The 18,374-nt window shown below is 60.4% G+C and carries 20 protein-coding genes and 1 pseudogene; 10 read left to right on the forward strand and 11 right to left on the reverse strand.

The features are described from left to right. Nucleotides 1–157 precede the first annotated feature (157 nt). From ND528_RS10370 to ND528_RS10385, 4 genes and pseudogenes are all read right to left on the reverse strand, one after another. Nucleotides 158–973 (reverse strand): annotated as a pseudogene (locus ND528_RS10370) (TIGR03915 family putative DNA repair protein); the annotation flags it as partial. After that, nucleotides 970–2,190: a putative DNA modification/repair radical SAM protein gene (locus ND528_RS10375; protein ID WP_024013352.1), complete on the reverse strand. Its 1,221-nt coding sequence runs from the start codon at nucleotides 2,188–2,190 to the stop codon at nucleotides 970–972. The gene ND528_RS10375 and the pseudogene ND528_RS10370, both read right to left, overlap by 4 nt. A 166-nt stretch (nucleotides 2,191–2,356) precedes the next feature. Continuing rightward, nucleotides 2,357–3,676, reverse strand: a complete 1,320-nt coding sequence (locus ND528_RS10380) for an Nramp family divalent metal transporter (protein ID WP_263470263.1) — start codon at nucleotides 3,674–3,676, stop codon at nucleotides 2,357–2,359. 80 nt (nucleotides 3,677–3,756) lie between these two features. Further along, nucleotides 3,757–4,293: a chalcone isomerase family protein gene (locus tag ND528_RS10385; protein WP_263470264.1), complete on the reverse strand. Its 537-nt coding sequence runs from the start codon at nucleotides 4,291–4,293 to the stop codon at nucleotides 3,757–3,759. 146 nt (nucleotides 4,294–4,439) lie between these two features. Between ND528_RS10385 and ND528_RS10390 the strand changes: the two genes are divergently transcribed. Together ND528_RS10390 and ND528_RS10395 are read left to right on the forward strand one after the other, a co-directional pair. Further along, nucleotides 4,440–5,213, forward strand: a complete 774-nt coding sequence (locus ND528_RS10390; RefSeq protein ID WP_263470265.1) for a hypothetical protein — start codon at nucleotides 4,440–4,442, stop codon at nucleotides 5,211–5,213. An 84-nt stretch (nucleotides 5,214–5,297) separates the two neighbouring features. Continuing rightward, on the forward strand, nucleotides 5,298–5,855 hold the full coding sequence (locus ND528_RS10395; RefSeq protein WP_212616622.1) for a DcrB/PsbP domain-containing protein: 558 nt from the start codon (nucleotides 5,298–5,300) through the stop codon (nucleotides 5,853–5,855). Here the strand turns inward: ND528_RS10395 and ND528_RS10400 are convergent. From ND528_RS10400 to ND528_RS10415, 4 genes are all read right to left on the reverse strand, one after another. Further along, the gene (locus ND528_RS10400; protein WP_212616623.1) at nucleotides 5,845–6,561 is read right to left on the reverse strand and encodes an alpha/beta hydrolase; all 717 of its coding nucleotides are present in this window, start codon (nucleotides 6,559–6,561) and stop codon (nucleotides 5,845–5,847) included. The two genes, ND528_RS10395 and ND528_RS10400, sit on opposite strands and share 11 nt — an antisense overlap. A gap of 181 nt (nucleotides 6,562–6,742) precedes the next feature. Then, nucleotides 6,743–7,855, reverse strand: coding sequence for a succinylglutamate desuccinylase/aspartoacylase family protein (locus tag ND528_RS10405; protein ID WP_263470266.1), 1,113 nt, complete (start codon nucleotides 7,853–7,855; stop codon nucleotides 6,743–6,745). 202 nt (nucleotides 7,856–8,057) lie between these two features. Next, nucleotides 8,058–8,837: an ABC transporter substrate-binding protein gene (locus ND528_RS10410; RefSeq protein WP_024013359.1), complete on the reverse strand. Its 780-nt coding sequence runs from the start codon at nucleotides 8,835–8,837 to the stop codon at nucleotides 8,058–8,060. A gap of 335 nt (nucleotides 8,838–9,172) precedes the next feature. Then, nucleotides 9,173–9,601 carry a rhodanese-like domain-containing protein gene (locus tag ND528_RS10415; RefSeq protein ID WP_137214840.1) on the reverse strand — a complete coding sequence of 143 codons (429 nt, stop codon included), beginning with the start codon at nucleotides 9,599–9,601 and terminating at the stop codon, nucleotides 9,173–9,175. Nucleotides 9,602–9,702: 101 nt separating this feature from the next. Here ND528_RS10415 and ftrA point away from each other — a divergent pair, with 101 nt between their 5' ends. From ftrA to ND528_RS10435, 4 genes are all read left to right on the forward strand, one after another. Further along, complete coding sequence (ftrA, locus tag ND528_RS10420; RefSeq protein WP_263470267.1) at nucleotides 9,703–10,659, forward strand: transcriptional regulator FtrA; 957 nt, start codon at nucleotides 9,703–9,705, stop codon at nucleotides 10,657–10,659. A gap of 147 nt (nucleotides 10,660–10,806) precedes the next feature. After that, nucleotides 10,807–12,027 carry an S-type pyocin domain-containing protein gene (locus ND528_RS10425; protein ID WP_263470268.1) on the forward strand — a complete coding sequence of 407 codons (1,221 nt, stop codon included), beginning with the start codon at nucleotides 10,807–10,809 and terminating at the stop codon, nucleotides 12,025–12,027. A gap of 14 nt (nucleotides 12,028–12,041) precedes the next feature. Next, on the forward strand, nucleotides 12,042–12,281 hold the full coding sequence (locus ND528_RS10430; protein ID WP_130910800.1) for a pyocin S6 family toxin immunity protein: 240 nt from the start codon (nucleotides 12,042–12,044) through the stop codon (nucleotides 12,279–12,281). Nucleotides 12,282–12,289: 8 nt separating this feature from the next. Beyond that, nucleotides 12,290–12,625, forward strand: coding sequence for a hypothetical protein (locus ND528_RS10435; protein WP_130910799.1), 336 nt, complete (start codon nucleotides 12,290–12,292; stop codon nucleotides 12,623–12,625). A gap of 62 nt (nucleotides 12,626–12,687) precedes the next feature. Here the strand turns inward: ND528_RS10435 and ND528_RS10440 are convergent, their stop codons facing one another. Further along, a complete protein-coding gene (locus ND528_RS10440) occupies nucleotides 12,688–13,026 on the reverse strand; it encodes an FKBP-type peptidyl-prolyl cis-trans isomerase (protein WP_263470269.1) in 339 nt (112 codons plus the stop codon). A gap of 134 nt (nucleotides 13,027–13,160) precedes the next feature. Between ND528_RS10440 and ND528_RS10445 the strand changes: the two genes are divergently transcribed. Both ND528_RS10445 and ND528_RS10450 read left to right on the forward strand, forming a co-directional pair. Beyond that, nucleotides 13,161–14,207: a M4 family metallopeptidase gene (locus ND528_RS10445; RefSeq protein ID WP_130912861.1), complete on the forward strand. Its 1,047-nt coding sequence runs from the start codon at nucleotides 13,161–13,163 to the stop codon at nucleotides 14,205–14,207. Nucleotides 14,208–14,221: 14 nt separating this feature from the next. Further along, the gene (locus tag ND528_RS10450; RefSeq protein WP_110600903.1) at nucleotides 14,222–14,533 is read left to right on the forward strand and encodes a protealysin inhibitor emfourin; all 312 of its coding nucleotides are present in this window, start codon (nucleotides 14,222–14,224) and stop codon (nucleotides 14,531–14,533) included. 21 nt (nucleotides 14,534–14,554) lie between these two features. On the opposite strand, the gene ND528_RS10455 is transcribed toward ND528_RS10450, so the two are convergent. After that, entirely contained in the window at nucleotides 14,555–14,863 is a 309-nt protein-coding gene (locus tag ND528_RS10455) for an RcnB family protein (RefSeq protein ID WP_263470270.1), read from the reverse strand. Between the two features lie 485 nt (nucleotides 14,864–15,348). Here ND528_RS10455 and tcuC point away from each other — a divergent pair, with 485 nt between their 5' ends. Both tcuC and ND528_RS10465 read left to right on the forward strand, forming a co-directional pair. Beyond that, on the forward strand, nucleotides 15,349–16,641 hold the full coding sequence (gene tcuC, locus ND528_RS10460) for an MFS transporter (RefSeq protein WP_016775219.1): 1,293 nt from the start codon (nucleotides 15,349–15,351) through the stop codon (nucleotides 16,639–16,641). Nucleotides 16,642–16,653: 12 nt separating this feature from the next. Further along, nucleotides 16,654–17,424 (forward strand): substrate-binding domain-containing protein, encoded by a 771-nt coding sequence (locus ND528_RS10465; RefSeq protein WP_056789012.1) that lies wholly within the window; start codon nucleotides 16,654–16,656, stop codon nucleotides 17,422–17,424. Here ND528_RS10465 and ND528_RS10470 read toward each other — a convergent pair. Continuing rightward, a complete protein-coding gene (locus ND528_RS10470; RefSeq protein ID WP_016775221.1) occupies nucleotides 17,414–18,328 on the reverse strand; it encodes a LysR family transcriptional regulator in 915 nt (304 codons plus the stop codon). The genes ND528_RS10465 and ND528_RS10470 overlap by 11 nt on opposite strands. Nucleotides 18,329–18,374: the final 46 nt, after the last annotated feature.

Raw genomic sequence — 18,374 nt, forward strand, 5'->3', positions numbered from 1 at the left:
TCCCCCAGGGGGGCGAGGGGGAAAGGGAGCCGATCCGTGTGCTTTTCAAAACTGAGTTCGACTCGGTGATTCACGTCGATGTATTTTGCGAGAACACCTCGGTCGGCTCCCTCTCCCTCCGGGAGAGGGCTGGGGTGAGGGTTTGCTTTTGATTTTTGGAGGTAATGCGTTTACCCGTCCGATCAGCAATCCCGCTCGCCTGCCCATTCTGCTGCTTGCCCATCCGCGCCTGGGTGATCAATCCCGGTATTAATTCGCCCTCCGGCAGATTCTTCCAGAACCGCACCGGCAGATGTCCTTGCATGACCTTCGGGTTCAACCGCGCCGGGTTGAAGATGTGGCTGTAGTAGGTCAACCACAAATCGCCGTGGGGGTCGTCGACGTTCTGCGCCAGTTGCTGCCATTCAATCGGGCACTGCCGCTCGTGGATCAACTGCTCACCGTCGTAGTACACACCATCGCGCGGCGTGGCGATCAACCAGCGATGCTGGCCCATGCGCCCGATGAAATGCTCGCTGGCGCTGTGCAGGATGTCATGGGCCGGTTCGTGCCACGCGACATATTGCGGGCCGGGCAGATCCTTTGGCCGCTCGATGAAACGCACGAATGCATGCAGATGATGGGCCTCGCGGCTGACCTGCTTGATGCGCCGCTGCAACTCGCTGCCGAGTTTGTCGCCGGCCATCATCGCCGTGCGGTCGCCGTGACTGACGCGCCATAGGACTTCATACAACAGGCTCCAGCGCTGTTCGCCGCGATAGCGCGCCGCGTGCTCGAGGGTGTCGAGCAGCGCGCGCGGGATACGCGCCTGAAACGGCCCCTGCCCTTCGGGCACGTGATCATCGCTGGCAAACAGATCGCCAACGCCTTCCGCCGCCCAGCTCACCAGACTCGGATCGATCTCATGGCTGAGCAACCAGCGCGCCTGCTGGCGCCAGGTGTCGAACAGATCGTCACAATCGAGACTGATCATCCCCACAACCCCATCTGCTGCGGCATCGGCCGGTCGCGCAATTGCTGGTAGAGCATGTGGCTGGTGACTTCCGCCTGTTGCGGGTGGTAATCGCTGGTGATGATGAACGGCTTGGCCTTGGCCAGCACGCAGCGCATCCGCGCGACGTCTTCGTAACGGATGCGGCGCTGACGGCGCAACTCGACCAAGCGCTCGGTGGTGCGCAAGCCAATGCCGGGGATGCGCGCGATCAACGTTGCGTCGGCACGGTTGAGGTCCAGCGGGAACACTTCGCGATTCTCCAGTGCCCAGGCCAGCTTCGGGTCAATATCGAGCGCCAGATTGCCCGGGCCTTTGAGCAGTTCGTCAGCGCTGTAGCCGTAGCTGCGCAGGAGGAAGTCAGCCTGATACAAACGGTGCTCGCGCATCAGCGGTGGCGCGGCGAGCGGTACGCTTTTCGGGCTGTCGGGGATCGGACTGAATGCCGAGTAATAGACCCGGCGCAGGCGGAAATTGCCGTACAGGGACTGGGCGCTGTGAAGGATGGTGCTGTCATCGGTGTCATCGGCACCGACGATCAATTGCGTACTTTGCCCGGCCGGGGCGAACTTTGCCGAGCGCGGCTCGTTCAATACTGTTTGCACGCCGGTGTAGATGGTGTTCATCGCTTGCTTGATGGAAGTGATGTCCTTCTCCGGCGCCAGGGTCTGCAGGCTGGCATCGGTGGGCAGTTCGATGTTGACGCTGAGGCGGTCGGCATAACGCCCGGCTTCTTCGATCAAGGCCGGATCGGCTTCCGGAATGGTCTTTAGATGGATGTAGCCGCGAAATTCGTGCTCTTCGCGGAGCAACTTGGCGACGCGCACCAGTTGCTCCATGGTGTAGTCCGCCGAGCGGATGATCCCGGAGCTGAGAAACAGGCCGCTGACGCAGTTGCGCCGGTAGAAATCCATGGTCAGCGTCACGACTTCTTCCGGGGTGAAGCGCGCACGCGGCACATCACTGGAACGGCGGTTGACGCAGTACTGGCAATCGTAAAGGCAAAAATTGGTCAGCAGGATTTTCAGCAACGACACACAGCGCCCGTCCGGCGTGTAGCTGTGGCAAATGCCCATGCCGTCCGTCGAACCGAGCCCGCTCTTGCCCTCGGAGCTGCGCTTGGGCGCACCACTGCTGGCGCAGGAGGCGTCGTACTTGGCGGCGTCAGCGAGGATGCTCAGCTTGTCGATGATTTGCATGGCGCGGGCTCTTTACTGTGTGCATATACAGTATAGACTCGCCCGCCGCGAAACAAGTTGATGGATGACCCCTCGTCGGTTGATCACCTGAATTGCCATCACCCGCGCAACCAGTGGAAGCGAGCCTGCTCGCAAATAGGCCCTGCCAGTCACCGCAACACAGTGATCAAACCGCCCACTGCAATATCAACCAACTGTTCGCCCCGCTGATCAACACAAACAGCCCCCAGGCCAGCACCCGCGTGGGCCAGCGATTGACGAACGGTCCCATCAATTGCCGATCGTTGGTCATGCAAATCAGCGGGTACAAGGCAAACGGCAACTGCAGGCTGAGCACCACCTGGCTCAACACCAGCAACTTGCCGATCGCACCATCACCGAGCAGCCATACGCCGATGAACGCCGGAATCAGCGCCAGCCCGCGAGTGATCAAACGCCGCTGCCAGCACGGGATGCGCAGGTTCAGATAGCCTTCCATGATGACCTGCCCGGCGATGGTCCCGGTGAAGGTCGAACTCTGCCCCGACGCGAGCAGCGCCACGCCGAACAGCACACTGGCCAGCGCACCGCCCACCAGCGGATCGAGCAGATGATAAGCGTCCTGAATATCGACCACATCGGTGTGCCCGGACTGGTGAAACGCCGCCGCTGCGAGAATCAGGATCGCCGCGTTGACCAGCAGCGCCAGGGCCAGCGAACCGATGGTGTCGATGCGCGCCAGTTTCACCGCGTCCCGCTTGCTCGCCAGGTCCTTGCCGATCATCCGCGTTTGCACGATCGAGGTGTGTAGATAAAGGTTGTGCGGCATGACGGTGGCGCCGAGGATGCCGATGGCCAGATACAGCGGCGCCGCATCGCTGACCGCGGACAGCGAGGGTTTAAAGCCCAGCGCCACGTCTGGCCAGTACGGTTTGATCAACAACAATTCGACGAAGAAACACACACCGATGGTCGCGACCAGCACCAGCATGATCGCTTCGAGACGACGGAATCCCCGGTTCTGCAGGGCCAGTACCAGCAGCGTGTCGAAAGCCGTCAGAGCGATGCCGAAACTCAGCGAGCAACCGAGCAGCAAGTGAAACGCCAGGGCGCAGCCAAGCACTTCGGCGAGGTCGGTGGCGATGATCGAGATTTCCGCCAGTATCCATTGCAGGCGCGCGGTCCGCGTGCTGTAACGCTCGCGGGACAACTGCGCCAGATCGCGCCCAGTGGCGATGCCCAGCCGCGAACACAGGCACTGCACGACCATGCCGGCCAGGCTCGCCAGCAGCACCACGAACAACAGGCTGTAGCCAAAACGCGAACCAGCCTCGATCGCGGTGGCCCAGTTGCCCGGATCCATGTAGCCGATCGACACCAGCAAACCGGGGCCGGCGAAGCGCAGCACACGTTTGAAGAACGAGGCAGTCGGATCGACCGCAACACTGCCGGCCACTTCCGGCGGGCAAAACGGCGCGGTGGCGATTTTGGGCAAACTGAATTTCACGCACACATCCAGAAACAATAACGGGAGCCCGGCAGCTTAGTCGTTTCGCCTGATGCCTTGAAGCGCAAAGATCACTGAACCTATGGGTTCACCCCCAGCAACTGCTCGCGCAATTCGGGACTGCGTGTTCGCGGATCCAGCCAGATAGCAAAAAACGCCTTGGCAAACTGCGGATCCTCGATCTCATGCTGGAGCTTCTGCCCGACAAAAAACCGCGCGCCCTGCCCCGGCAGATACACGCCGGTAATCCGCGTGCCGGCCTGGACGTCGACAAAGGATTGCTGCATCTGCGCCTGCCAGCCGGCCAATTGCGCTGAAGTGACCCGAGGACCGGCAAGGCGTTTGATCTCATCGACGCTGGTGCTGACCAGATCGTCTCGCGAGATGTTGCGCCGGTAGATCAGCTCCAGGGCAAACGGCTGGCCGTCCGCCAGCGGCCGCGCGGCACTCCACAACCGCGCGCTGTAAACATCGAAGCCGAACACGCTGAAATCGCCACTGCCGATGATTTGCGCCCCTGGCACAGCGTCCTGCCAATTGGCCCACGTCGGCGTCAGCAACAGTGCCCACAAGCCGATGCCACAACAGCCACGTACGAGCTTGGGTGTTCTGTTCATCGCCGTATCGTCTCCGCTGCATTCTGATGATCAAAGCATAGCCGGATTCGCGCCTGAATTTTTGTATACAAAAATTGCGAACATAGGCAGCAATCTTTAATCGGCAGTGCTAACGTGGCTGATCCTGACCCGATGGAGACACCCGCGTGCTGATCCTCAAACTGCTGCTGATTCCCGGTTTTCTCCTGCTGATTTCCCTGGCGGGCAAACGTTGGGGGCCGAGCGTGGCCGGGTGGCTGTCGGGATTGCCGGTGGTGGTCGGGCCGATTCTGTTCTTTCTGGCGATCGAACAAGGGCCGCAATTTGCCGCGCAATCGGCGGTCGCGGCGCTGTCGGCAATGTTCGCGATGATCGCTTTCTGCATCACTTATGCGCAGGTGGCGCAGCGGGCGAACTGGCCGTGGGCGTTGACCATTTCACTGGCGGTTTGGGCCGCGCTGGCGACGGTGTTGTCGGTGATTCCGGCGTCCTTGCCGTTCTCGGTGATTGCGGCAGCGGTGGCACTGCTCGCTTCGCCTTATCTGTTCCCTGAGGTGCATCCAGTATTGAACAGGCCAGCACCGAAGTCGGACAAACTGATCTGGCGGATGATCGCCGGCGCGGCGCTGACGCTGGTGGTGACGATGCTCGCCAGCACCGTCGGCGAACGCTGGAGCGGCCTGCTCGCGGTGTTCCCGGTGCTGGGCAGCGTCATGGCGGTGTTCTCGCAACAAACCCGCGGCCCGGCGTTTACCGCTGCGTTATTGCGCGCAACGGCGACCGGCATGTATTCGTTTTCGGCGTTCTGCCTGGTGTCGGCCTTGACGCTGCCGACCATGGGCCTCAGCGGTTTTGTCGTAGGCGTGGCAGTGTCGGTGGCGATGCTCGGGGTGACCCGGCGTCTGCTGGCGCGGCCATTGGCCAAGGCGCAAGCGCAATAACCGCCCGGACGAATCGCGCTGGAACGCCCGGTACGCTCCGTGGGATGATCGCCCGCCTCGCGCGACCATTCACCGGAGATTCACATGTCATTGTTGAGCAAAAAAGCCGTCGTCCTGATGCTGGCGGCCGTTGCCGGTTTCGGTGCGATCAGCGCGCACGCCGCCAAGGAAAAAGTCAAAACCGAGAAGGTTACGCTGCTCGACGGCAAATTCGCCTTCGTCCTGCCCAAAGGCTTTGTCGCTGACCCGCTGCCCACCAGCCCGAGCGGGGCCAAGGGCACGATGTACACCAACCAGACCACCAAGACCGTGGTCATCGCCGCCGAAAACCAGATCCCGGCTGGGCAGAACGTCAAGGACAACGACGGTGAGTTTCTCGACGGCAGCGTGTCGAGTTTCATCGATGATCAGCGCAAGGCTCTGCCGGACTTCAACAAACTCAGCGAGAAAAGCCTGACCCAAAAAGGCACCGGCCTGGGTCTGCGTCAGGTTGACAGCACCGCCACCCAGGGTGGTGGCCAAACCCTGAATACCACGCTGCTGGCCGGCTCGGGAACGAAGATGGCGCTGGTGCAGGTGATTTCCCGCGCCAGCGACAAGAAGGGTCACGATGCTTTGGTCAAAGCCATCGTCAAGGATTGAGCCGCTGCAACCAGCCGTTCAAATCGCGCAATTCGGCCGCACTGATGCTGTGGCCAACGCCCGGATACGCGTGAAACTCGGGTTTGTAATCGAGCTTGTGCAATAGCGCGTTGGCCTCGGTGCCGTGACGGTAAGGCACCGGATCATCAGCGGTGCCGTGGCCGATAAATATGCTCAGCGGCAGTGGCGCTTGCCCGGGCTTGAGTTCGGCTTTGAGCACCGGCAACAAGCGCCCGCTCAACGCGGCAAACCCGCCCACGACCGCTGGCGCGCGCAGGCCCACTTCGTAACTCATCATCGCGCCCTGGCTGAAGCCGATCAGGTACACCTTGTCCGGCGCGGCGTGATATTTCTTCGCCGCCTGGGCGATAAAGTCGCGCAGCTTCTGGCCGCTGACCTTCAGATCATCGGTCTCGCCGTTGTAGGCGCCTTCACCCTTCTTGCGAAACCACTGGAAACGTCCTTCACCCAACGTCATCGGTGCGCGCACGGAAAGGTAGTTGTACTGCGCCGGCAGCTGAAATTTCATGCCGATCAGATCGGCCTCGTTACTGCCGTAACCGTGCAGGAAAATCACCAGCGGACGTGGTTCGGCGTCGGCGTGGACCTGTTCGAGGTATTTGAGCGGCAGATCGGATTGCAGGGTGGTTTGCGCGTGGACGGCGGTGGATGCGAGCAGGGTCAGCAGGGCGAACAATTTGAGCATTGCAGCGTTCCTTCACAGAGTGTCGGGTTCGCGGGGAGCCTAACATTCTCGGCTGAGGATCCAAATTTTGTGGAGTGGCTGATGGCCCTTTCGCGAGCAGGCTCGCTCCCACCGTTGAAATGCGTTCCCCCTGTGGGAGCGAGCCTGCTCGCGAAGAGGCCCGCACCTTCACCGCAACCTGTCAGTCGTTGGTCAGCTTGCCGGTACGAAATGGCACCCGCCCCGCCACTTTCGCCTGCCAGATCCCCGGCTCGGTATAGCGCCCGCGATCAATCGCAAACAGCACCCCGCTGGTGCCAGCGCGCACGGTGGTCACGCGATCCTGCAACGGGTCAACAACCTCGAACAGCGCATCGCCCTGCTCTACCCACTCGCCGGCTTTGCGCAAGAAACTGACCACGCCGTGATGCGGGGCGAACAGGTATTCGGTGCCTTCGAACGGCAGACCTTCACAACATTCGCTCGGCGCCGCCGGCCATTCGCCGCTGATGAAACCCTGCTCGGCGAGAAAACCCAGGATCGCTTCGCAATTGGCCTGAGCCTGATCGACGCGGGTGTCGCCCATGCTGCCCAGCTCCAGCGTGGTCGCCAGATTCGCCGCCGGAATCGCCGCGTTCGGGAAAGCTTTGGCCAGACGCAGCCACGGCGTCGAGCAGGATTCATCGAACGAGCTGCCGCCGGAGTCCTCGCAGAGCAACGCGACGCCCGCCTTCAGTCGCGCCGCCAATGATTGCCACTGCGGCCAGTGTTGCGGCAGCGCATAGAGGTGAATCGCAGCGTCGAAGTCGCAGTGCAAGTCGAGAGTGATATCGGCGTCGCAGGCGTGGCGCAGCAACAAGCGATGCAAGGCTTCCAGTTGCGAGGCCGGCGCCGGCAATTCTTCGAAGACCTGAGCCATGGCCTGGCGGATCAGCGCGACGTTGGCCTCGGCATCCGCGCCCAGACGCTCGCCAACCAGCGCTGCGACCGGGGCGCTGAGTTCGACGAATGCGCGGTTGAAATTCTTGCCGCTGCCCAATTCGAAGCGGCCCATGTGATTGCCTTGCAGATGCTGATCCAGGCCGATCGGATTCGCCACCGGCACCAGTTCGATAACGCCCTGCAAACGGCCCTGCCGTTCCAGTTCGTTCAAGCGCAGCTTGAGTTCCCACGCGGTGCGCATGCCCGGCAGTTCATCGGCGTGCAGGCTGGCCTGGATATACACCTTGCGGCTGCCGGCGCCGTAGCGGAACACGCTGAGGGAGCGCTCGCTGCCCAAGTGGCTCCAGGGCAGAACGTGGTCGATGCGTTGCATGAAAAACTCCTCAATAGCTGGGTTACGCCAATCCCTGTGGGAGCGAGCCTGCTCGCGAATGCGATGTGTCAGCCACTATAGATGCTGAATGTTAAACCGCATTCGCGAGCAAGCTCGCTCCCACAATGGATCTCTATCAGTACAACGAAAACATAAAAAAAGTGGCCACCGCGCAAACGGGGCCACTTTTTTTTACGGCGTATTAATGGCCGTATACGTCAAAGTCGAAGTACTTGTCCTGGACTTTCTTGTACTCGCCATTGGCGCGGATTTCGGTGATGGCTTTGTTGAACTGCTCAGCCAGTGCGGTATCGCCCTTGCGCACCGCGATGCCAGCGCCGCCGCCGAAGTACTTGGCGTCTTCGTAGGTCGGGCCGACGAATTCGAAGCCTTTGCCGGCGTCGGTTTTCAGGAAACCGTCGCTGAGGTTGACCGAGTCGGCCAGCATCGCGTCGATACGCCCGGAGACCATGTCGAGGTTGGCTTCCTGCTGCGAGCCGTAGCGCACCAGTTCGATCCCGGCCGGAACCAGCACTTCAGTCGCGTAACGGTCGTGAGTACTGGCGCGCAGCACGCCGACTTTCTTGCCCTTGAGTTCGGTCAGGGGGTCTTTCACGCCCGAGCCTTCCTTCATCACGAAACGTGCCGGGGTGTGGTAGTACTTGATAGTGAAATCGACGTTTTTCTTGCGATCGTCAGTGATGGTCATCGACGACAGGATCGCGTCGATCTTCTTCACTTTCAGCGCCGGGATCAGGCCATCGAACTCTTGCTCGACCCACGTGCATTTAACCTTCATCTGCGCGCACAGTGCGTCACCGATGTCCACGTCAAAACCAGTGAGTTTGCCGTCAGGGGTTTTCATCGAGAATGGCGGGTACCCGGCTTCGATACCGATGCGGATCGGCTTGGCGTCTTCGGCCACGGCGGTCAGGGACAACATCGACAGTGCCAGGGCACCGAACATCACTAGCTTTTTCATTTATTACTCCCGTGCGGAGGCTTTTATTGGCAGCTTTCGAGTCAGCGTTCGGTCATGGCGTTCTAACGGCAAAAACCGACGTGGCCGGCAGTCTATGGCGGCGCGCAGGGAGGCAATTGTTTTTAAGCGACAAATACTTACAGAACATCGGCGCACGCATTGACGAGGGTCAACGCGTGCGCCGTGGTGGTGCGAAGGCTGTAGGACGAGACTGCTTTCAGAGCAAAAAACGCTGATTGCCTCTGTAGGAACTGCCGAAGGCTGCGATCTTTTGATCCTGTTTTTTTGAGATCAAGATCAAAAGATCGCAGCCTTCGGCAGCTCCTACAGAAACGTCAGCATTCGCAGGCGACAGGTGTGTTGGCGACTGACGCCGCGCTCAGTTCGAAACCCTCATCCAGCCATCCGGTGACGCCGCCGATCATCTCCTTGACCGGATAACCCAATGCGGCGAGTTTCACCGCAGCCTTGTTCGCGCCGTTGCAATGCGGCCCGGCGCAATAGACCACGAACAAAGTGTATTTCGGGTAATCGGCCAAGCGCTCCGCCGTGAGCAAGCGGGTCGGGATATTGATCGCGCCGGGCACATGGCCGCGCTCGAACGCCAATGGGCCGCGCACATCCACCAGAACAAAATCGACCTCCCCGGCCTCGTGGCTACTGAACACGTCGGAACAATCGGTTTCGAAGGTCAGACGATTGCTGAAATGCATCAGGGCAATCGCCGAAGGGGCGGCGGGAATTTCGCTAACCAGGCTGGTCATGCTGTGTTGCTCCTTTGTCTGTGGGGGATGAACAGACTTTATCGAGACGGCGCTTGCCGCTACAGTGGCGCGCAAGACACCGACCGGGAGATTTCCGCCAAATGCCCACTCAGCCCAATCTGGTTGCCATTCTGGCCTACGACGGCCTCTGCACATTCGAGTTCGGCATTGCCGTGGAGATCTTCGGCCTGGCCCGGCCAGAGTTCGACTTCCCTTGGTACGAACACGCGATTGCCGCGGTCGATAAAGGCCCGATGCGCGCCATGGGCGGGATTCAGGTGCTGGCCGATGGTGGCCTGGAACTGCTCGCCGCAGCGCGCACCATCGTCATTCCCGGCTGGCGCGACCGCACCGCCCCGGTACCGCCAGCGCTGATCGACGCGTTGCGTCAGGCCCATGACCGAGGCGCGCGGTTGCTGTCGATCTGCTCGGGCGTGTTCGTCCTCGCCGCCAGCGGCCTGCTCGACGGCCACCGCGCCACCACGCACTGGCGCTACACCGTTGAACTGGCGCAACGCTTCCCGGCGATCGAGGTCGATCCGGACGTGCTCTACGTCGACGCCGGTCAGCTGATCACCTCCGCCGGCAGCGCCGCCGGCATCGACGCCTGCCTGCACCTGGTAACCCGCGACTTCGGCACGCAGGTCGCCAACGCCGTCGCGCGGCGCCTGGTCATGTCGCCCCAACGCACCGGCGGCCAGGCCCAATTCATCCCCACCCCGGTCAGCCCGACACCCCGCAGCGACCTGTCGCGCGTCATGCAATGGGCCCGCGAACGCCTGCACGAACCACTGGAAGTCCGCGATCTGGCCAGTGAAGCGGCGATGAGCGAGCGCACGTTTTTGCGGCGCTTCACCGAAGCCAGCGGGCAAACGCCCAAGGCGTGGCTGCAACATGAACGCCTGGCGCGAGCGCGGGAGCTGCTCGAGAGCACCCATCAACACACCGAGCAGATCGCCCAGCGCTGCGGCTATCGCTCGGTGGAGAGTTTTCGTGTGGCGTTCCGCAGCGTGGTGGGCGTACCGCCGTCGGTTTATCGGGAGCGGTTTGGGCGGTAGGGTAAGGCGATTTGTTGACCTGTCTGGTCATGGATTTGATCTTTTTGCAGTTGTAACAACTGCAACACTTTCAGACGCGTCCTACATCCATTACCCCTTCGTTGCTTTAGCGTCCGCTTCGTTTTTAAACAGCGGACAAGGACGCTCATGGCTCGCAAGAAAGACATCCCCCGGGTTCAAAACCCGCCAGAGGGAGATGGACACCACATCACCAGCCGCTACATGACAGCCAGCGAACTTGCTGAGCGCGAGGCCGCACAAGGCGCTTATGAAGACATGCTGGCGCGGCAGCAGTTTCACGAAGATCGACTTGGCAATCAGGCCATACGACAACAGCACTATTTAAGCGGCTGTGTGTTTGCGAAAAGTTGCAAGCTGCCGAACGGAGTCATCAATAATGCCAATCCATCCGGATTTATACCGGTTGGGAAAATTTCGGATTATGGAACGCTGTCCTTGCTAGCGGGGCGGGAACGTGACTCGACTGGGAATATCCCACTCAAAGCTATCGGAGCCACCAATCTGCAGGCATCGATCGGAGCTTTTGCTCTCGGCAGTTCTGGCAGTCTGAGTGCCAGCACTGCGGCCGCAAGTAGCACAAGCCTGGCCACCGGCGGTGTCGTCGCAGGCGGGTTGCTCGGATTGGTTGCGCTGCTGTGGCCTTCGAGTCTCGCCGATAGTGCTCTCTACTCAGAAGAGCAACTACAGTCCCTCGATACAGCTCGGACTCGGGTTCGATTGCATGTAGAACAGCAGCCCGACGGCACGGTGAAAGGATACGGATACAACACTCAAACGCGCAGCGATTGGGAAATGATTCCTGTCGTCCAGTTCGTCAAGCAAGGCGCCTCGTACGTCGCAGATTTTGGCAATGGGTCGACCCTACTCTGGACTCCCTCAGTAGACTCGTCACGCGGATCGGCAATTCCGCCGCTGGAAAGTGCGCCGCAGGTTCCCCATATCTGGGTATACCCGCCGACCGAGCAGGCGGACAAAATCATTGTCAATCCGGTTTACCCGCCTGAATACCAAGACTTTATTCTGGTCTTTCCGGCTGACTCCGGAGTACAGCCTCTATACGTTGTGCTTTCAAGACCTGCTCTTGGCGGTGATATCAAATATCACCGGCCTCCCGTTTCTCTCCCAGCATACCCGGATACCTATCCCGTCAAATCCAAAAGCAGTGTTCAAGGTGGTGGCGGCAAGCGCAGCAGATGGAAAGACAAGAAAGGTCGAATCTATGAATGGGATAGCAAAACAGGCGCTATAGAACTCTATAACAAGCAAGGCAAACATTTAGGTGAGTTCAATCATGAAACGGGCGAGCAAATCGATCCTGCCGATCCCGAGCGATGGACTCCAAAGTGAAGAGGAATCAAGATATGTTTTTATGGATTAGTGGCTTTTTACCAGACGAAAGCGAGGACGATGCGCTCAAATTCGAGCTGACGGTAGACTCGAAATCTGAGCATCCGATATTGGCCGTAATGGGCTGGCCAGAACTAAGCCTAAGCCCTGACGGAGAATGGCTAATGACTGCGGAGCAAACTCAACGAATCAGCGAAATACTCGGAGAGCAATTGCCGAAGGAGCTGGATTTATTCATCGGCGTCAGGGGCTAGCGTCGACGGTGAGCATCATCTACCAGGATCCATCCATTTCCCGCGACGCGGCGATGACACGCATTGCAAGTGGCGTCGCCGAAAATGTGGTAACGGGCCTAGTGTCGATTGGTATGAGCGAAGAAGATCCAGTGTGGGCTCAGGCGATCTGCCTCCAATACCTCTCCAGCAAAACCGAGGCGATTGCTGCATCTGCCATCACCGCCCTGGGCCATATCGCTCGTCGGCATGGAAGACTGGATACCGAAACCGTTTTGCCTGCCCTTGAGAACGTAAGGCGTCGGATGCCCTCATTGCAGGGCATCATTCAGGACACGATTGACGATATAGAGATGTTCACCTGAGCATCCGGAGTTGCAAGCGTTTGGATGAGGGTGGCTTCATCCAGACGCACGTTCCTCAGACCTCAATCCTCCCGCGTCAAAACCTCCAACAACTCAATTTCAAACACCAGATTCGAATTCGGCGGAATCTTACCCATGGTCCGCTCGCCGTATCCCAGATGCGCCGGTACCAGCAATTTACGTTTGCCGCCGACCTGCATGCCCAGCAGCCCCTGATCCCAGCCTTTGATCACGCGGCCAGTGCCGATCACGCACTGAAACGGTTTGCCTCGGCTCCAGGACGAGTCGAATTCGGTGCCGTCTTCCAGCCAGCCGGTGTATCGGGTGGTGATCAGCGCGCCTTTGACCGCGGCTTTGCCGTCGCCCGGTTGCAGGTCGATGATTTGCAGTTCGTCTGTCATGTCGTTGGCTCTGTTGAGATTTTTCGCAGGCGGCGTTTTTCGCAGAATCCGGCGTCGATGGCAATCCATGGAACCGAAAACACGCCTTGCCGCTCACATGTGTATCGACATCGTATGACGACAAGGATGCTTAGATGACCGACTCTCGATTGCTGCGCAGTTTCATCCCGCCCTACATTCTCAACCGCATCATTGCTCACGGTTCCGAGCCGCAGCGCAACGCCGCGATGCAGACGCTCAACCACGTGCGCAGCCTGCTGCCCAACCCCGGTCGCCCTTCGCAACCGCCGGCGCGGGCGATTCTGCCGGAGGCGAGCAAGCCTGGCCTGGCGCGGCGCAGCGTGCATGATGCGCAGAACAAAATGCTCTTGCCGGGCATGCCGGTGCGCCTCGAGGGCCAGCCGGCATCGGGGGACCCGGCGGTCGACGAGGCTTACGATGCGCTGGGCGCCAGCTATGATTTCTTTTGGAAGGTGCTCGGTCGCGACTCGATCGACAATCAGGGATTCGCGCTGATCGGCAGCGTGCATTATGGCCAAGGCTACGAGAACGCATTCTGGAACGGCGCGCAGATGGTTTTCGGTGACGGCGATGGCGAAATCTTCCAGCGCTTCACTCGCTCGCTCGACGTCATCGGCCATGAACTGGCCCACGGCGTCACCGAAAGCGAAGCCGGGCTGATTTATGCCAACCAGTCCGGCGCGTTGAACGAGTCGCTCTCGGACGTATTCGGCGTGTTGACCAAGCAATACACCCTCGGCGAAACCGCCGAGCAGGCAGACTGGTTGATCGGCGCCGACCTGCTGATGCCACAGATCCAAGGCAAGGGCCTGCGCTCGATGTCGCACCCCGGCACGGCATACGACGACCCGATGCTGGGCAAGGATCCGCAACCGGATCACATGCGCAAGTTCGTCATCACCAGCGAAGACAATGGCGGCGTACACATCAACTCCGGCATTCCCAACCGCGCGTTTTACCTGGCAGCCCGAGCGTTTGGCGGTTTCGCCTGGGAAAAAGCCGGACGCATCTGGTACGACACACTGTGTGATGACCGTTTGAAACAGGACGCAACGTTCGACGCGTTCGCGAAACTGACGATCGACCACGCTGACCGGCGCTTCGGCACCGAAGCAGCCGACACAGTGCAGCAAGCCTGGGCACAGGTTGGTATCGAATAATCCGAGGAGACTGTATGAAAACGCTACCCGAGCTGGATAAAGATTCCGTTTTACGCGTATCTCGCCAGGGTGGCGTTGCAGCGATTCACAGCCTGAGCCGCCCACGGGAAATCGAATTTGCCCAGTGCGATATCAGTCAGCGTTCAAGGATCTGCTCGGTGCTCGAAGGTTGCCTGCCACTGGACAGCAGCGAATCGGGCCGTGGGGATCAGCGCTTCTACCAGATTGAAGTGCGCTATCAGTCCGGGGAAATGGTGTTGAAGGTGCCGGAGGACCGGGCGCCGGGGGAATTAGTGAGTCTGTGGGACAAGGGAGAGCTTGTGTAAACGCTCTCCCCCGCGATCAAGCTATTTCTCGACCGGCTGCATCTCGACAATCGTGCCGTTGGTGATCATCACCATCACGTACTGGTCATTGATCTGCACCCACTGCGCCTGGTCGATCGGCGCTTTCAGACCTTTGGCTTTCCAGTTCTTCAAAGCCTTGTCGTCGCGCTGGTACATTTCTGGCGCGCGGTCGTTGACCTTCAACTGGCGGTCGCTGGTCGGCGATTGCACGGCGGGTTCGCTGGAGGTTTGCGCCGCTTGAACAATGGGTGTGATTCCGGCAATGCCCGCAACAAGGGCCAGGCTGGCGATTAGGGTTTTGCTGTTCATCGGTGAACCTCTTTCGGATAGGTAGTACCTGAACTCCGACTGCGCGGCGCGGGAAACATTCCTTGTTTTTGTGCCGGAGGTGGCCGTAAGAGGCCTTGTCCATCAGACCGCCATCGCTGGCAACTCGAATCGTCGCACCGCAGCTCCCACAGGGTTGGTGTTACACCACAGTTTTTGACCTGAGCTCCATTCCCACAAGTCTTGGCGGACGCTGATTCTCTGATCACCACCGATCCCCTGTGGGAGCGAGCCTGCTCGCGAATACGTCGGCACATCCGCCATCGTTGCCATCTGACGGAAAGCCTTCGCGAGCCGGCCCGCTCCTACAATGCGCCAAACACCGAAACCATTGATCCGCCCCACGCATCAATCCATGCCAACAATGCAATTAACAGATTGTTACATCTGCGCCACCATCCACCTCAATAAAAACCGTGCGCCGCTTCTCCGTAGCGCACGTCATAAAAGCGGTGGAGTACTTTTCTATGACAGCCTCAATCCCAACCAACGGCTCGCGGGCCGGTGCCATCTTCCGGGTGACCTCGGGCAACTTCCTCGAACAGTTCGACTTCTTTCTGTTCGGCTTCTACGCCACGCAGATCGCGGCGGTGTTCTTCCCGGCGAGCAGCGAGTTCGCCTCGCTGATGATGACTTTCGCAGTATTCGGCGCCGGTTTCCTGATGCGGCCGCTGGGCGCCATCGTGCTCGGCGCGTACATCGATGACGTCGGCCGGCGCAAAGGTCTGATCGTCACCCTGTCGATCATGGCCAGCGGCACGATATTGATCGTGCTGGTGCCCGGCTACGAAACCATTGGCCTGTTCGCCCCGGCGCTGGTGTTGATCGGGCGGCTGCTGCAAGGCTTCTCCGCCGGCGCGGAACTCGGTGGTGTCTCGGTGTATCTGTCCGAGATCGCTACGCCGGGCCGCAAAGGGTTTTTCACCGCTTGGCAGTCGGCCAGCCAGCAAGTGGCGATCATCGTCGCGGCCGCGCTGGGCTACGGTCTGAACCAGTGGATGGAGCCGCAAGCCGTGGCAGCCTGGGGCTGGCGCATTCCGTTTTTCGTCGGCTGCATGATCGTCCCGTTCATCTTCTTCCTGCGCCGTAACCTGGCGGAAACCGAAGAGTTCGCCGCACGCAAACACCGTCCAAGCATGCGCGAAGTGTTCCGCACCCTCGGCCAGAACTGGGGCGTGGTACTCGGCGGAATGTTGATGGTCGCGCTGACCACCACCGCGTTCTACCTGATCACCGTGTACGCGCCAACTTTCGGCAAAACCGTGCTGCACCTGAGCACTTCCGACGCGTTGCTGGTAACGCTGCTGGTGGGCGTGTCGAACTTCTTCTGGCTACCGATTGGCGGCGCGTTGTCCGACCGTATCGGCCGTCGTCCGGTGCTGATCGGCATGGCCTTGCTGGCACTGGCCACGACTTATCCGGCGCTGTCGTTCCTGGTGCAGGCGCCGAGCTTCACCAACATGCTGCTGTCGCTGCTGTGGTTGTCCTTCATTTACGGCTTGTACAACGGCGCGATGATTCCGGCGCTGACCGAAATCATGCCGGTTGAAGTGCGCGTCGCCGGTTTCTCCCTGGCCTATAGCCTGGCCACCGCGATCTTCGGCGGTTTCACCCCGGCGATGTCGACTTTCCTGATCCAGTACACCGGCGACAAAGCCGCGCCAGGTTACTGGATGAGCATCGGTGCGCTGTGCGCGCTGTGCGCCACGCTTTACCTGTACCGTCGTGCCGGTGGTCGTCTGCAACCTGTCGCGGCCTGAGGAATACTCGCCATGAAAAAACTTTTTACTGTCACCGCCCTGCTCGCCGGTCTCGCGTTTAACTTCGCGGCCCAAGCCGAAGAACTCAGCGTGATGACCTCCGGTGGTTTCACTGCCGCCTACAAGATCCTCGGGCCGAAATTCGCCGCCGCAACGGGCAACACGCTGACCACCAGCCTCGGCCCGTCGATGGGCAAGGCGCCGGAAGCGATTCCCAACCGTCTGGCGCGCGGCGAGCACGCCGACGTGGTGATCATGGTCGGTTACGCTCTTGATGAGCTGATCAAACAAGGCAAGGTCGACCCAGCCTCCCGCGTTGAACTGGCGGATTCGCGGATCGGCATGGTGGTGCGTGAAGGCGCGGCGAAACCGGACATCAGCAGCGTCGACGGTCTGAAGAAAACCTTGCTCGACGCACAGTCGGTGGCGTACTCCGACAGCGCCAGCGGCGTGTACATCGAACAGCAGCTGTTCAAGAAACTCGGCATCGAAGATCAGTTGAAACCGAAAGCCAAGATGATCGCCAGGATCCCGGTCGGCTCGGTGGTTGCCACTGGCGACTATCAGTTGGGCTTCCAGCAGGTCAGCGAATTGCTGCCGGTGCCGGGCGTGAGCTTCGTCGCGAAGATTCCGGAATCGGTGCAGTCGGTGACGCGTTTTGCCGCTGGCATTCCGGTCAAGGCCGAGCATCCGCAAGAAGCCAAGGCCCTGCTCGCCTACCTCGCTGCACCGGCCGCCCAGGCTGACGTGCAGGCCACCGGGCTGGATTCGGTCAAGCGTTGATCGTTGGCGGCTGGACGCGCATTTCCACGACCAGCCGCTCCAGTTCCAAAGCCGCCGGGGTCAACGTGCGATCCCGGCGTTTGATGATGCCGACACTGCGCATCACCTGCGGCTCAATCAGCGGCACCCGCGTCAGGATCGGATGATCCGGCCCGGGCATCGCCATCAACGGCACCGCCGCCACGCCCAGCCCCGCCTCCACCAAGCCGATCATCGTCGTCACATGCCGCGTCTCGCAGATGCTCTGCCGCTGCGGCACCACCCCGCCCAAGGCCTGATCGAGCAGAAAGCGATTGCCCGAAGTCTTGTCCAGCGCAATGTAATCCTGCTGATAGAACTCGTCCCAACTGACGCTGCTGCGCCCGGCCAGTGGATGATCGCGACGACAGGCGACAACGTAGCACTCCTGCACAAGCGGTTCGAACTCGACTTTGGCATCCTGCGTGCCGAGAAAACTCAAGCCGAAATCCGCCTCGCCATTGACCACCGCACTCAACACATCGTGAGCGCTGGAATCAAGGACTTTGACCTTGATCCGTGGAAACTGCTGGTGATAACGCGCGACCACGCGGGGCATGAAGTAGTACGCCGCCGACGGCACGCAGGCGACGGTGACATGGCCCAAGCGCGTCGAGGCGACTTCGCTGATGCCAAGCAAGGCAATGTCGAGATCATCCAGCAAGCGCTCGACGCTGGGCATGAAGCCGCGCCCGGCCTGGGTCAGGCTGACCTTGCGCGTGGTGCGCTCGAACAATTTGACCCCGAGGGCGTCTTCGAGCTTTTCGATGCGCCGACTCAGCGCCGGTTGTGACAGGCGCACGGTGTCGGCAGCCTTGCGAAAACTGCCCTGCTCGACCACCGCACGAAAGGCTTGCAGGTCGTTGAGGTCGAAGTTGATGGCCATGGCGTTTCCGGAAATTGATGCGCAGGGGTTATAAATGTAACCAGTT

This window comes from Pseudomonas mercuritolerans (genome assembly GCF_025706525.1).
GTDB lineage: Bacteria > Pseudomonadota > Gammaproteobacteria > Pseudomonadales > Pseudomonadaceae > Aquipseudomonas > Aquipseudomonas mercuritolerans.